We start from the raw sequence: 14,422 nt of genomic DNA, 5'->3' as shown, positions 1-14,422 counted from the left end.
TCAAATTGATTTCAGCAAATCAGGCGATATTAGAAACGAACCTGATCAACCTCAATTTCAACACGTTTTGCCGGTTTATAATCAATGTCGATTTCACCTGTGATGATTACCGGTGTTTTGGCTGAAATCGGTTTGCCTTGCCAAAGTTCATCATCAATCTCAACAGTAATAGTTCCTGTGCTGTCTCGGAACTGGTATTTTTCATCACCGACCGCTTTCACGACATAACCTTTAAGCTGAACCTTACTGTCATCTTTCATGGCCAGTGCCTGTTTGACTGTGGTCGATTTAGCAAAAGCAGCCTGATTCACAGCAGTGTCGCTACTTGCTATCGTAGCCGTCGCGATAGAACCCATCAATGCAGCTGCCAAAACCGTATTTATCATCATTTTCATCGCAATTACCTCTTTAAAGTCTTGCCTTGTTTCGATGATGCTATTAAAACAGCCGAAGATGAATTGAATCTTAAGATTGCTTCATTTTCAAAATTAATTTAAGGGCACAACTCTCAGGACTTCTTCAAGCGTGGTCACACCTTCCAGAATCTTGCGTGCCCCGGCAATTCTGAGCGGCTCTACCCCTTCTTTTTTAGCCTGCTGACGCAGCTGGTTCAGGTTGGCATCGGCACCAATCAGCTGTTTGGTGGTCAGACTCAATGGCATAAACTCATAAATCCCGATACGGCCTTTATAGCCGGTATGCCGGCATTCTTCGCAGCCCACCGCCTTAAAGACAAATTCCGGTCGCGGCAAAGGATAATCCGTAGCTAGATGCTGCCATTCCTGTTCATTCAGGAAGCTTTCCTGTTTGCAGTGCGGACACAGCTTACGTACCAGACGTTGAGCCAGAACACCCAAGATGGTTGCTGCTGTCAAAAATGGCTGTACGCCCAGATCATGCAGACGGGTCAGACTCGACGGCGCATCGTTGGTATGTAAAGTTGAGAGAACCAGGTGACCGGTCAATGCGGCCTGAATCGCCATATTGGCAGTGTCCTGATCACGGATCTCCCCGACCATGATAATGTCCGGATCTTGACGCATCAGTGCGCGCACGCCGTCAGCGAAGCCAAGATCGATACCATTATTGACCTGCATTTGGTTAAAGCTGGGTTCCAGCATCTCGATCGGGTCTTCAATGGTACAGACGTTGACCTGTTCAGTCGCCAGCTGCTTCAAGGTTGAATAAAGCGTAGTAGTTTTACCGGAACCGGTTGGGCCGGTCACCAGAATAATACCATGACTGTGACTGGTGAGATTATTCCAGTCATTGAGCAAATGGCCTTCAAAACCAAGTTGCTGGAAGCTTCTCACCAGCACTTCCGGATCGAAAATACGCATCACCAGTTTTTCACCAAAGGCGGTCGGCAAGGTCGACAGACGCAGTTCAGTTTCCTGTCCTTTAGGTGTCCGGGTTTTCAGGCGACCATCCTGTGGCTTACGTTTTTCCGCCACATTCATCCGGCCCAGAATCTTGATTCGGGAAATGACGGCGGTCAATGTATTGGCCGGCATGTTGTAAATCGTATGCAGCACCCCATCAATCCGGAAACGGATCTTGCCGGTGTCTTTACGTGGTTCCATATGAATATCACTGGCACCTTGTTCAAAAGCAAATTGCAGCACCCAGTCCACCAGTTTGACAATATGCTGGTCATTGGCATCCGGATTCTGGGAATCGCCCAGTTGCAGCAAGGCTTCGACGCCCTTATTTTCCCGGTCATAGGCAGACGATTTTTGTGAACCACTAACTGCACGACTGACTTGATAGTATTCAGTAATATAACGTTGTAATTGTTCTGGATTCAGTAATACCCGTTGTATTTTTTTTGGTGCAATATTCTGCTCGAGATTCGACATCCATTCAGTTTTATAAGGCTGATCTGTAGCAATCAGAACTTTGTCTGCCTGAATTTCCACTGCCAAAATATGGTTGCGCTGTGCATATTCCTGCGACATGACATGGGTCAATGCCTGTACATCAGCTTTAAGCGGATCAATGATATAGAACATCAATCCGGTTTTTTCTGCCAGCCACTGACATAAACGGTTCAGAGTCAGTGTTGTTTGAGGATGGGACTGATCGACCAGATTAAAATTAGCAATCCACTGTAAAGGGTGCCATTTTAATTGTTCACGTTGCCGATGAGTGGTTTGTACCAGCATTCGGTCGCGTTCACTGATTTTACCGTCTTTAAAGAGTTGGTCTAGACACCAAGCCGTATCCATTTCAAAGTCAAATTTCATTATTATCAGTCCCCAAACTTGCCTCCACTATAACAAGTTTTTACAGTTTTTCGCATGCTCCCGACCTATCGAATGTACGTTTCTATTTCAATCTCAAAAAGAAAGTAAAGAATGGATTTGATCACTACTGCAACATTTTTGATCTATGCAAACCTGATCTCATCACATATATTTTTAAATAATCAACTCTTAGCTTGCTGAGGTCACAGATGGATTTGACTGCGGTTCCCCTGCATGCGCATTCTTTTCATGAACTGCTCACGATACTCACCTCGGCATTGGGCTGCGGCCTATTGATTGGTCTGGAGCGGGAACGGCATAAACAACGTGAGCAGCAACCGAGTTTTGCCGGCTTACGTTCCTTTGCGATCTGTGCTTTATTGGGCGCACTGTGTTTCCTGTTTGGAATCGTGATTGCTGTAATAGGTGCTTTGATCGTGGGTGGCATGGTCATTTTATCCATAAAAAATCAGCCAGATGACCCGGGCATTACCACAGAGCTTGCATTTGTGATGACCTATTTTATTGGCGCCATGTGTTTATGGAATATTCCTCTGGCAGCCGGTCTTTCTGTGCTCTTAACCGGTATTTTGATGGCCAAACATACCATGCACAATATTGCCGGAAAATGGATTAAAGAAGCCGAATTCAGGGATGGACTATTATTACTGGCCTTGATTTTGATTGGTCTGCCGCTTACCCCTGACCGGCCTTTTTGGGGCGAAGTGCTTAATCCTTATCTTATTCTCAAATTACTGACCTTAATTTTAGTGGTACAAGCTCTGGCTCATATTGCGAAACGCTTTTTCTCGACTAAAAATGCCCTGATGCTGTCCTCCATCGCTTCCGGTTTTGTTTCCAGTACGGCGACCATCGCTCAGTTGGGCTTACAGGTCCGTAAAGGTGAAATGGATGCACGATCGAATGCCGGTGCCGCGCTGATGTCCTGTATCTCGACTATTGTGTTGCTATTGATTGTGATCGGGGGCGTATCCTGGAGCTGGCTTAAAATCCTGCTCTTGCCCTCTTTAGTTGCCGTAATCCTTCTGGCAGCCTGTGCATTTTTATTATTGCGCAAGGCAAAACCTGCGCCGAGCATGGAATCGTCAGACAGCCAGATGTTCAGCTTAAAAGAAGCTGTGATTATTGCAGTCACATTAACATTGATTCAGGCTGGAGTTTACGGACTGGAGGTCTGGCTCGGGGATGCCGGCTTACTGGCCGGGACCTTGCTCGCCTCTTTATTCGAGATTCATGCCGCGATGGCCAGTGTCGTCGTTCAAGGCGATCCTTCAAATATGCGTCTGATTTATGCCCTGCTTTTAGGTCTGGGTGCTCATGCCCTGGCCAAGTCAGCCAATGCAGCTTTGACCGGTGGCTGGAAGTTTGTCCTTTATTTTGCGCCTGTGCAGATTTTGCATATGGCAGTGTTGATTGGGGTTTTGTGGTGGAACCTATAATCTAGGAAGGAATATGCTGGATAGCAACAATTAGCACTTGCTGAGCATGAATTTTGAAATGGATATCAACATTTGCAAACTTCATCCCATATACCCGTTCTTCATCTTCCTGATATGCAGGTCTTGGATCTAAAGATAAGACAGCTTCCAGTTCCTGAATAGTCTGCACAGAAATTTTTCCATTTCCTAGTAATTGTTGCTTTTGCTGCTCCGCTTCATCGCTCCAAATGACGGTTTTACGTGGTGGTTCATCCTGTGCATAACCGCTTTGTGCTTCAATGATGGCATCCGAATATTGAATATAAGGTTTGATATCGAAAATCGGCGTGCCATCCAGCAAATCACTCCCTGTCACATACACCCGAACATGCTTGCCCACCTTTTTCACTTCTTGGAGTTTGACCACAGATAAACCTATCGGTGATGGACGATACATGCTGCGCGTAGCAAACACGCCTATTTTCTTGTTACCGCCCAAACGCGGTGGACGCACTTGTGGACGAAACTGGCTGTTGTGCTGGTTTTTATTGTCATGAAATTGCCAGACCAGCCAAAGATGACTGAATTCTTCAATTCCCTCAAAGGCGAGCAGGTCATTATAAGGTCCGACCATTTCGATATAGCTTTCGACCTGAACCAGATTCGGCTGACGAGGAATACCAAATTTTTCTTTATAGGGAGAACGCATATAACCAATAATCGGCAGCGCAAGTTCAGTCATCATCACTTTTTTTGATAAGCTCAATTAAATATATTCAGTTTATCGAGAATGAATTTAGATTAGAATAGCAAGCTGTTCTAATTTGATAATTTATTGAGACCTTTAATGGCTGCTTTTAACGTCGAAAAGATTACTCACGTCCACCACTGGAATGATACTTTATTCTCTTTTAAAACGACTCGTGACACTGCTTTGCGTTTTAAAAACGGTCAGTTTGTAATGATCGGCCTTGAAGTCAATGGCAAGCCGTTAATGCGCGCATATTCAATTGCAAGCGCCAACTACGAAGAAGAGTTAGAGTTTTTCTCAATTAAAGTGCCGGATGGTCCACTGACTTCGATTTTACAGAAAGTCAAAGTCGGCGATGACATTTTGGTGTCTAAAAAGCCAACAGGTACACTGGTACTTGATGACTTAAACCCAGGTAAGAATTTGTATCTGCTTTCTTCTGGTACTGGTCTTGCACCGTTCCTGTCGACTATTCGCGATCCAGAAACTTACGAGCGTTTTGAAAAAATCATCGTGGTTCACGGTACCCGTTTCATTTCAGAACTGGCTTATCAAGATTTGATCCTGAATGAAGTGCCGAATCATGAATTCTTCTCTGAACTCGGCGCGAAAGAAAAATTGGTATATTACCCAACCGTAACCCGTGAAGAATATCCAAATCAAGGTCGTGTAACCACTGCGATTGAAACCGGCGAACTGTTTGAAAAAATCGGTCTGCCACGTTTCAACCCGGAAACTGACCGTGCCATGTTATGTGGTAGCCCGGCATTCCTAGATGACGTTGCTGCGCTTCTTGACCAACACGGTCTGAAAGAATCTCCAAAAATGGGCGTTCTAGGTGACTACGTGATTGAACGTGCATTCGTAGAAAAATAAGATTTGCTAAACTAAAAAACCGGACTTTTAAGTCCGGTTTTTTATTGGAACCATCACTAAATAATTAACGATCGCGACCTTCCTGGTTTGCAGAACCTGAACAGCCTGCGCCACCTGCAATGATGAAACCCGTTTGCGCTTTACATGAACCAATCATACGGCCATGAGAGTCAAATGTAGTTACTGACGATGCACAGCCCGTCAATACAACAGTCGCTACAAGTGCAATAAGTGCTGATAATTTCATGATATTCCCCTTTATTATTTACGGTTTTAAATTAATCTGATTTTGACTTGGTGGCGTTGGTAACAGGCCTGTATTCGCATCTGGCGTATTGTAATTCACACCTAAGGCATCGCCTGAACCACTACAATGTGCACTTGCGGTCGAAAGTAGGCCACGCGTCGCCATACATGAACCGATGATTTTTCCTGTTGCATCATAAGTCACGACTTTGGAACTACAAGCGGCTAGCCCCGATATTGCCAATATTGAAAAAATTTTAATTAAATTCACATTAACCCTCGCACGATGCAAAAAACTAAATTATTAAAATTTATGTATATTTTCTGAATTTCGCCAGAGATTCTAATTTAATTTGTTTATTTGTAAAGCTTTATTTTTCAAATATTATAAAAATGGAAATAAATAAAAAGCTGCCCTGCAGGACAGCTTTAAATATAAAAATTAGCTGGATTTATGTTTAAGTGATCTTTCTTCCAGAGACTGCTTAATCACTTGATAACCTGATGTGATGCCGAGTGTAGCGATAATTACAGCCACAATAACATCCGGCCAAAGACTGCCTGTACCAAATACGCCTACGGCTGCCAAAATGACCGCAAAGTTGCCAATTGCATCATTGCGACTACAGAGCCAGACCGACCGCATATTGGAATCACCTTCACGAAAAGCATAAAGAATTGCTGCTGTAAATACATTCGCTACTAAGGCCAGTACACCAATCAGGCCCATTGTCAGTGCTTCAGGTGGAATGCCTTGCAGATAGGCGTAAATCACTTTGCCAATCACTACCAGACCAAACAATGCCATGGTCATTCCCTTTACCAAAGCGACTGTTGCCCGCCAATACAGACTCGCACCAAGTACAGCCAAAGAAATCCCGTAATTGACGGCATCACCAAAGAAATCTAGCGCGTCTGCCCACAAGGCTGATGAATGTGCATATGCACCACCGATCAGCTCCACTACAAATAAAGTGAAGTTTACCAGCAAGGCAATCCATAGCGCTGCTCTAAATTTGCTGTTGGGCTTGATGGGTGCCGGTTCAGGACTACAACTACAGGCCATATAACTCCCCCGATGATTTTTTATCTAAAATACGATAAATTGATTAGAAACTATGGACTAACTCCAAGGTCAAGCATGAGGACGATATGTCAGTTTATTTGATTTCAGAAATGGCCAAAAAGACTGGTCTAAGCACCGATACCTTACGTTTTTATGAGAAAAAAGGCTTTATTCAGCCGAATTTTCGAGCAAGTAATCAGTATCGTTATTATGGTGAAGACGCATTAAAAAGACTGCTTTTTATCAAGCGTTGTCGGGCCTTGGACATGTCGTTAAAAGAGATTGAAACCCTGATTCAACTTGAACAAAATCCTGAGCAGGAGTGCTATGCCGTCAACCAGCTGATTGATCAACATCTTTCGGATATTTCAAATAAAATTAAAGAATTACAGATATTTGAACAGCAACTGATCACACTGAGAGAAAGTTGCAATACCCCGACCACCATTGATCATTGCCAGATTTTAAAAACGCTTGAAAACCCTGAAAATGATTGAATGTTGAAGACATTTTATGGAGGATTCTCTACTTAAAATAAAACTTTGTTTTACCTCAAAATGGCGTATTTCCGAGTGATTTACTAGGTTGAATCCAAATTCCAGATGATTAGAATAAAACCGTACTTTTTATATGTCTTTCGATTTGATCATGAGCATTACCACTGTTACCGAACTTCTCTCACCTGCTGGCTCACTGAAAAATATGCGCTATGCCTTTGCTTATGGTGCAGATGCAGTCTATGCCGGTCAGCCGCGTTATAGCTTGCGGGTTCGGAATAATGAATTTGACCATGACAATCTCGCCATTGGCATTAAAGAAGCACATGAACTCGGCAAAAAGTTCTATGTGGTGGTCAATATCCAGCCACATAACTCCAAGCTGAAAAATTTTATTCGTGATTTAGCGCCTGTAGTGGCGATGCAGCCAGATGCGTTGATCATGTCCGATCCAGGTCTGATCATGCTGGTGCGTGAACATTTTCCAGAGATGGATATTCACTTGTCTGTTCAGGCCAATGCCGTGAACTGGGCAACCGTGAAATTCTGGAAAAATATGGGCCTGACCCGCGTGATTCTGTCACGTGAATTGTCGATTGAAGAAATTGCAGAAATCAAACAGCAAGTGCCCGATATGGAGATTGAAGTCTTTGTTCATGGTGCACTGTGCATGGCCTATTCTGGCCGTTGCATGCTGTCAGGCTATATGAACAAACGTGATGCCAATCAGGGTGCCTGCACCAATGCCTGCCGCTGGGAATATAAAGTGCTGGATGCTAAGGAAGATGAAACCGGTGATGTGATTCCAGTGAAAAATCTGGATTCAGGCTGCTGCTCCAAAGATGCCGACGAACAACACATGCAAGAACAACATCAGTTTGATGAGCCTGTGTTATTGCAGCGGAATGATGAAGATATGTTTGCCGCAGAAGAAGATGAACACGGCACTTATTTTATGAACTCGAAAGATCTGCGTGCAGTCCAGCATGTAGAGCGCTTAACTAAAGTGGGTGTGCATTCACTGAAAATCGAAGGCCGTACCAAGTCTTATTTCTATTGCGCCCGTACTGCTCAAATTTACCGTAAAGCGATTGATGATGCGCTTGCGGGTAAACCTTTTGATCCGTCACTGATGACACAATTGGAAGGCTTAGCGAATCGTGGTTATACCGAAGGTTTTCTACGCCGCCATGTGCATAGTGAATATCAGAATTATGAACATGGTTCTTCCAGTTTTGATCATCAAATTTTCTGTGGTGAAGTACTGGAGCGCAATGGAGATTACATCAAGATCGATGTGAAAAACCGTTTTATCGTCGGTGACTCACTCGAACTGATGACGACTAAAGGCAATATCACTTTCAATTTAACCGAAATGAAAGACAAAAAAGGTAATCTGATCGAAGACGCCAAAGGTTCAGGTCATATCGTTGAGATTCCAGTTCCGGCAGATGTTGATATGCAATATGCCCTGCTGATTCGTAATCTGCCAAGCTCGACTATGGATATTTCGGCATCTTCACTGGCTTATCAAGCGAGTTAAATATGGCACTACTAATTACCGACAAATGCATCAATTGCGATATGTGTTTACCGGAATGCCCAAATGACGCGATTTATGAGGGTGCGAAAGTTTATGAAATTGATGTGAACCGTTGTACAGAATGCGTCGGTTTTTATGAGCATCAGACCTGTGTAGATGTCTGTCCGATTGAATGCATTGTTCCACATCCGGAGTATCGGGAAACACAAGAACAATTACTGGAAAAATTTAAGGGTTTGAACTTATTTAAATCTTAAAAATGAAGCGATGGAATAAACATTGCTTTATATAAAAACAACCTTGGGGAAAGTATAAAAATAAGGGTTGAAAACAAAAACTGTGCAGAGGAAAGGAACAGCTGAAAGTGCGTGGGGACACTTTTGGCTGTTCCAATAATAAATATAAAAAAAGGAACTCGGGTGTTAGCGTCCTGAGTTCCTATAAAGCGATAATAATGTATTGATAAGATATAGCACCTCGGTTTTGGGGAACCCAGGTGCTATTTTTTTATTGTCCTGAACGGATGATGTAATCAAAAGCAGACAGTGACGCCTTGGCACCTTCACCGGTGGCAATGATGATCTGCTTGTACGGCACTGTGGTACAGTCACCCGCTGCAAATACACCTTTGACATTGGTTTCGTTGCGGTCGTTAATCACAATCTCGCCACGGTTGGTTAGCTCAACAGCTGTTTCTTTCAGGAAATCCGTGTTTGGCAACAAACCGATCTGCACGAAGATCCCCGCAAGTTCTACCGTATGCTCTTCATCAGTCGCACGGTCTTTATATTTCAGACCGGTCACCTGTGAACCATCACCCAGCACTTCAGTCGACAAGGCATTCTTGATCACGGTGGTATTCGGCAAGCTGTTCAGCTTGTCTTGCAACACCTGATCCGCACGCAATTTGGTATCAAACTCCACCAGGGTGACATGCTCTACAATCCCTGCCAGATCAATCGCGGCTTCAACACCCGAGTTACCACCGCCAATCACCGCGACACGTTTGCCTTTGAACAGTGGGCCATCACAGTGCGGACAGTAGGCTACACCACGGGTTTTGTATTCCTGCTCACCTGGAACATTCATCTCTCTCCAGCGTGCACCGGTCGACAGAATTACAGTTTTCGATTCCAGTTTGGCACCATTCGCTAAAGTCACTTCCACCAGACCATTGGCCGTTTCGTCTGCCCCTTTGATATCAGACACACGTTGCAGGTTCATGATGTCGACACCATATTCACGCACGTGGGCTTCCATTTCCGCTGCAAACTTCGGACCTTGAGTTTTTTGTACAGACGTAAAGTTTTCGATGTCCATGGTATCCATGACCTGACCGCCCATACGTTCAGCCACGATCCCGGTTTTAATGCCTTTACGTGCTGCATAGATTGCAGAGGTATTCCCAGCAGGTCCACCACCAATCACCAGGACATCAAAGGCGTCTTTGGCATTCAGCTTTTTAGCATCTTTGGTAGCGGCATTGCTATCCAACTTGGCAATGATTTCTTCCAGCGTCATACGACCCTGACCTATATGCTGGTTATCCTGGAACACCATCGGAACCGCCATGATTTTGCGTTCTTCTACTTCTTCCTGGAAGAAAGCCCCATCAATCATGGTCGCTGTAGTGCCCGGGTTATAGATGGCAATCAGGTTGAGTGCCTGAACCACATCCGGACAGTTATGGCAGCTTAACGATACAAATACATCGAAATTAGATTGAACCCCCAGGCTCTTGATATTTGCCAGTACTTCATCCGAGACTTTTGGTGCATAACCTGAGGTTTGCAGCAATGCCAGAATCAGCGAAGTGAACTCATGGCCCATTGGCAAGCCTGCAAAGAACACCCGTGGCTCTTCACCGGCCTTGGCAATCCCGAAACTTGGCGCACGTGCATTGGTCCCGTCAAAGCGTGCAGTCACCAGATCAGACAGTGCAGCAACCTCGGACACCAGTTCTTGGATTTTGGCTGATTTGTCAGAACTATCCAGAGTGGCGACCAGTTCAATTGGGCCTTCCAGGCGTTCTAATAAGGTTTTAAGTTGAGCTGAAGTATTTTGGTCTAACATTGCTAACGTCTCCAAAGGAGTAAATGTTTATTTGATAACAGGATATTAAATGAATTGAATAAATAGGTAAAACAGTTTGTTTTTATTTTATTGATCGGTATTTTAGATTATTAATCCAGTTATAGACTTTATGCTGCCTTGTTTTTATTTTTGGGCTATATAGAGCAAGTTGAATAGGTTGTCTTAAAAATAGCGTTGAAATTCCATCAAAAAATGCTCCCTGTTCAGGTAATGCCAGGCCAGTCAGTTAAGCAATTGACTGGCATTTTTTTTAAATTCAAGATTATATTTGATAGGTAGCAAAGTCATCCGCAACTGTTTGAGGCAGGACTACATTAAAAAATGATTGTTTTTGCGACAAATTTACTAAGGGATAGTGGCTGACGAGTTTTGCGGATGACAAATGCTTTTGGTTACTTTGGGCGAAACCAAAGTAACAAGTGATATTGCAAGTATTTGATTTAAAAAGTTAAGACTCTTTCATAAACGACTGAAAAGCTAAAGAGTCTATTTCTAAATTCCTTAACTGATCAGCATTACCCTATTCAGGAGCATTTTGGGAAATTAATGAATCCGCTGTTCGATACGCAGAGAACGACCCTTGATTGAGTTGGCCAAGAAAAACAAGATTAGGCTAAGTAGTGCCGATAAAATAGCAACACCAATAATAACCAGATTCGTGATCTGACTTAACTGATCCGCCTGTTGTACCTGCGTATTTACACTCTTGGCGACTGGTGTCATGGCTTGACCATAGACCTGTTGCTGCATGGTCCAAATTTGTTCAGGCTTGAAACCATATTGTTCAAATTTAGGATCCTGTTTTTCTGCTTCAACCAAATTTAAAACATAAGGTTTTGCGGCAGATAAATCTTGAGGCTTATGCAGCAATGCCGTTTGCGCCAGTAAATAAGATTTCACCGGTGCTGCAATCTCTGAATCAGCCAGATAACGGGCGATTTCACTGTCATTGATATTGCTGTCGTAATACACTACTTGCTGATAAGCATCATCCCGATCATTACGTAGATCATGCTGCCAGTAAGTCAATCCTGACCAGATCACGATAAAAGCAATCAGCCAAGCGACAAATTTCAGCACAAAAGACTGAAAGCGTACATAAAAGAAACGCAACTTTTTCAGTAAGCCAATCACAAAAAATGCGCCGATAAAAGAGGCAAAAATTTTAATAATCAGCCAGCCAAACCAGCTCAGCAAACTAAAAAAATAATCCGGACTATCACCAATGCTGGCCAGTGTGGCATCTACACTGACCGGTAAATGCAATTGCTGTACTTGGGTACTCAGGCCAAAAAAGCCATAGACCAGTTCCTGCTGGAAAAATAGGCTGATCAATGAGGCTATAAATATGGTAGAAGTAGTCAAACCCAATAGCATCAAATTGCGTTGACGTTTCTTGAGTGCAACTACCCCCTGCTTGATGTCCTGAGGCTTAACGGCGTATTCATCTAAGGGCGGCAATCTCTACTCCTTCTTTCAGATTTTGGCCCTACCTGATTTAGTTGGGCGTGGATCCACTGGTACTTGATTCAATCACCAAATGATTCAGATTATCTTGCAGAGCTTTCAAACGCACGGTTGCTTCTGTGCGTTTTTGTACACCTTCTTTCTGGATCTGAATCACATCATTTACAGTTTTAATGAGGGTATTTTGCACATGTTCAAGCGTTTCGATGTCAATCACCGAGCGCTGGTTGGCTTTAGCAGTATCGACCGAGTTCTGATGTAACAGTTCAGCATTACGGCGCAGCAGCTCATTGGTGGCATCATCAATGGTATTGGCCAGCTGTACACTGTTCTTCTGTTCGCTCAATGAAATTGCGAGACTGATCTGATTTTTCCACGCCGGTAAAGTAATGTTTTTGATCGCATAGAACTTGTCAACCAGCATCAGGTTATTCGACTGGATAATCCGGATCATTGGCAAGGTCTGCATCGCAGATTGCTGCAGTACCTGTAAATCACTGACACGTTTTTCCAGATTATTGGCCAGATGGTTCAGGTCATAAATTTTCTGGGTGGTGCTCTGATCTTGCGGCAAGGCGGCTAAAGCGGAAATTTCCTGTTGCAGCTCCTGTTCGCGTAAACGTCCTGCGGCGATATGTACCCCGAGCTGTTTATATTCATCCTGTACCCCGTCAAACATTTTATCCAGGGTATCAACACGTGCTTTCAAACCGGATTGCGAGGTTTCAATCTCTTTCACCAGTACATCTAGCTGCTCTTTAGTGGTATTGAAATGCGCATCAAAGTTATCTTTCGCACCTTTGAATTTGCTAATGATATTGCCAAAAAAACCCGAACTTTTCTTTTTATTGAGAATACTGCTGGTATTCAGCTGCTGAGCCACCTGTACCACCTGATTCAGCTTCTGTCCTGTCGCATCCAGATCTCTATTTTGCACCAGATTCAGTAATTCATCGGTATAGGTCGAAGTTTTGGTCGCAATATTTTTGCCATATTCAGCCACGCTGTTATGACTCATGTTCTGCAACTCTTTACGTGCAGCCAGCACCTCCTGAAAGTCAGCAGGCTGTAAGCCCAGTTCTTTCAGGTCCATTTGCTGGAATTTTTGTTCGACCAGTTCATTCGAGCTTTCAACAGGTAAATTTACTAAATCAGACTTGGTCATAGTTCACCTTATATTGTTATGTTTTCGAGGGTTTCTCGAGGGATTTTTTTAACGTTTTAATCAGACTCTCACGGCTATTATCAAGTTTTTCCAGATCACTTGTCGAGTGTTTCGTCTGGCTTTGTTTGACATGATATTGCCAGGCCGGAATCAAGACCTGCTGTGCTTCCTTAAAGCGATCCAGCAGGCTAAAGGAAAGCTGCTGCGAAAGCTGCATCTGGGTAATGGCGATGTCATTACTGCTTTGCAAGGTACGTAAGGTATTAATTTTCTTGGAGAGGCGTTCTGAAAAATTATCCAAGGGATGCTGGTTTTTGACGAATAGCGGATATTCAGACAGAAACTCGTCTGCTGCGACAATGTGCTTGGCCATCTGTTCGCGCAACCCCAAAAGCTGCTGAAAACGTGACTGCGATTTCTGAATTTCAATCTGCAATTTACGGCTTAAGTGATCGGCCTGATCCAGCAAACGGTCCAGCCGTTGATAATATTCCACCTGACTTGAGCCATAATCCAGATCGATGCCCAGCCATTTCTGTAGAGCATTAAATTTACGTTTTTTCAGATATTTTTTAGATTCTGCCAAGGCATGAATCAATTGCTCAATGGTCTGGCTTAACTGTTGGGTCAAGTGCGGATCTACACCATTCAGTAGAACGGACTGTGCCTGAATCAGAGCATCTGCATAATGATTCAGCCCATATTGATTATCCAGTACAGGCACAAGCTCATTACGCTTAATCGCCAGAATTTCCTCACGATCAAGCATCATGTCAGTCAAGGCAGGTAGAGCTTCAAAGCGCGACATGGTTGAGGCGATATCCTTTAAAAAAGTGAAACAAAGAAGTCTAGAACATCTTCGAATGTAGCAAAAAAACAGACCGCGTTGTGTATATTTATCCAGAAATTCGTTACATCACTTTAACTAAATCCATGTTTTATCTTTATTTTAATTATGGTTTTGGCAATACGATTCAATTGCAGAGATAAATGACTACATTGCATTTTGAGAATTATTTAACTTTAAGCATT

The 14,422-nt window shown here is 43.5% G+C and carries 15 protein-coding genes; 5 read left to right on the top strand and 10 right to left on the bottom strand.

What is annotated here, in order from left to right:
* Positions 1-29: 29 nt before the first annotated feature.
* Positions 30-395, bottom strand: coding sequence for a NirD/YgiW/YdeI family stress tolerance protein (locus PYW33_RS05015; protein ID WP_004645581.1), 366 nt, complete (start codon positions 393-395; stop codon positions 30-32).
* Positions 396-488: 93 nt separating this feature from the next.
* Positions 489-2,246, bottom strand: a complete 1,758-nt coding sequence (gene tfpB / locus PYW33_RS05010; protein WP_004645582.1) for a type IV pilus assembly ATPase TfpB — start codon at positions 2,244-2,246, stop codon at positions 489-491.
* A gap of 209 nt (positions 2,247-2,455) precedes the next feature.
* Here tfpB and PYW33_RS05005 point away from each other — a divergent pair, with 209 nt between their 5' ends.
* Entirely contained in the window at positions 2,456-3,706 is a 1,251-nt protein-coding gene (locus PYW33_RS05005; RefSeq protein WP_004645583.1) for an MgtC/SapB family protein, read from the top strand.
* A gap of 1 nt (position 3,707) precedes the next feature.
* Here the strand turns inward: PYW33_RS05005 and tsaA are convergent, their stop codons facing one another.
* The gene (gene tsaA / locus PYW33_RS05000) at positions 3,708-4,427 is read right to left on the bottom strand and encodes a tRNA (N6-threonylcarbamoyladenosine(37)-N6)-methyltransferase TrmO (RefSeq protein ID WP_004645584.1); all 720 of its coding nucleotides are present in this window, start codon (positions 4,425-4,427) and stop codon (positions 3,708-3,710) included.
* A 105-nt stretch (positions 4,428-4,532) separates the two neighbouring features.
* On the opposite strand from tsaA, the gene PYW33_RS04995 reads away from it, so the two are divergent.
* Entirely contained in the window at positions 4,533-5,312 is a 780-nt protein-coding gene (locus PYW33_RS04995) for a ferredoxin--NADP reductase (protein ID WP_004279005.1), read from the top strand.
* A gap of 64 nt (positions 5,313-5,376) precedes the next feature.
* On the opposite strand, the gene PYW33_RS04990 is transcribed toward PYW33_RS04995, so the two are convergent.
* The 3 genes from PYW33_RS04990 to PYW33_RS04980 form a co-directional block, all read right to left on the bottom strand.
* Positions 5,377-5,559: a YgdI/YgdR family lipoprotein gene (locus tag PYW33_RS04990; protein WP_004279008.1), complete on the bottom strand. Its 183-nt coding sequence runs from the start codon at positions 5,557-5,559 to the stop codon at positions 5,377-5,379.
* An 18-nt stretch (positions 5,560-5,577) separates the two neighbouring features.
* Positions 5,578-5,829, bottom strand: coding sequence for a hypothetical protein (locus PYW33_RS04985; RefSeq protein ID WP_004279009.1), 252 nt, complete (start codon positions 5,827-5,829; stop codon positions 5,578-5,580).
* A gap of 171 nt (positions 5,830-6,000) precedes the next feature.
* The gene (locus tag PYW33_RS04980) at positions 6,001-6,624 is read right to left on the bottom strand and encodes a cation efflux transmembrane domain-containing protein (RefSeq protein WP_004645585.1); all 624 of its coding nucleotides are present in this window, start codon (positions 6,622-6,624) and stop codon (positions 6,001-6,003) included.
* A gap of 86 nt (positions 6,625-6,710) precedes the next feature.
* On the opposite strand from PYW33_RS04980, the gene PYW33_RS04975 reads away from it, so the two are divergent.
* The 3 genes from PYW33_RS04975 to PYW33_RS04965 all read left to right on the top strand — a co-directional run bounded on the left by PYW33_RS04975 (position 6,711) and on the right by PYW33_RS04965 (position 8,921).
* The gene (locus PYW33_RS04975; RefSeq protein WP_004645586.1) at positions 6,711-7,121 is read left to right on the top strand and encodes a Cd(II)/Pb(II)-responsive transcriptional regulator; all 411 of its coding nucleotides are present in this window, start codon (positions 6,711-6,713) and stop codon (positions 7,119-7,121) included.
* A gap of 133 nt (positions 7,122-7,254) precedes the next feature.
* On the top strand, positions 7,255-8,664 hold the full coding sequence (gene trhP, locus PYW33_RS04970; RefSeq protein ID WP_004645587.1) for a prephenate-dependent tRNA uridine(34) hydroxylase TrhP: 1,410 nt from the start codon (positions 7,255-7,257) through the stop codon (positions 8,662-8,664).
* A 2-nt stretch (positions 8,665-8,666) separates the two neighbouring features.
* A complete protein-coding gene (locus PYW33_RS04965) occupies positions 8,667-8,921 on the top strand; it encodes a YfhL family 4Fe-4S dicluster ferredoxin (RefSeq protein WP_004645588.1) in 255 nt (84 codons plus the stop codon).
* A gap of 250 nt (positions 8,922-9,171) precedes the next feature.
* Here the strand turns inward: PYW33_RS04965 and ahpF are convergent, their stop codons facing one another.
* The 4 genes from ahpF to PYW33_RS04945 form a co-directional block, all read right to left on the bottom strand.
* The gene (ahpF, locus tag PYW33_RS04960; RefSeq protein ID WP_004645589.1) at positions 9,172-10,737 is read right to left on the bottom strand and encodes an alkyl hydroperoxide reductase subunit F; all 1,566 of its coding nucleotides are present in this window, start codon (positions 10,735-10,737) and stop codon (positions 9,172-9,174) included.
* 564 nt (positions 10,738-11,301) lie between these two features.
* A complete protein-coding gene (locus PYW33_RS04955; protein ID WP_004645590.1) occupies positions 11,302-12,219 on the bottom strand; it encodes a hypothetical protein in 918 nt (305 codons plus the stop codon).
* A gap of 37 nt (positions 12,220-12,256) precedes the next feature.
* On the bottom strand, positions 12,257-13,390 hold the full coding sequence (locus PYW33_RS04950; protein WP_004645591.1) for a toxic anion resistance protein: 1,134 nt from the start codon (positions 13,388-13,390) through the stop codon (positions 12,257-12,259).
* Positions 13,391-13,406: 16 nt separating this feature from the next.
* Positions 13,407-14,198 (bottom strand): hypothetical protein, encoded by a 792-nt coding sequence (locus PYW33_RS04945; RefSeq protein WP_004645592.1) that lies wholly within the window; start codon positions 14,196-14,198, stop codon positions 13,407-13,409.
* Between the last annotated feature and the right edge of the window lie 224 nt (positions 14,199-14,422).

The sequence above is a fragment of the Acinetobacter lwoffii genome (assembly GCF_029024105.1).
GTDB lineage: Bacteria > Pseudomonadota > Gammaproteobacteria > Pseudomonadales > Moraxellaceae > Acinetobacter > Acinetobacter lwoffii.
Note: the sequence above shows the minus strand (reverse complement) of the source record. Positions and strands in the feature narration are given on the sequence as shown.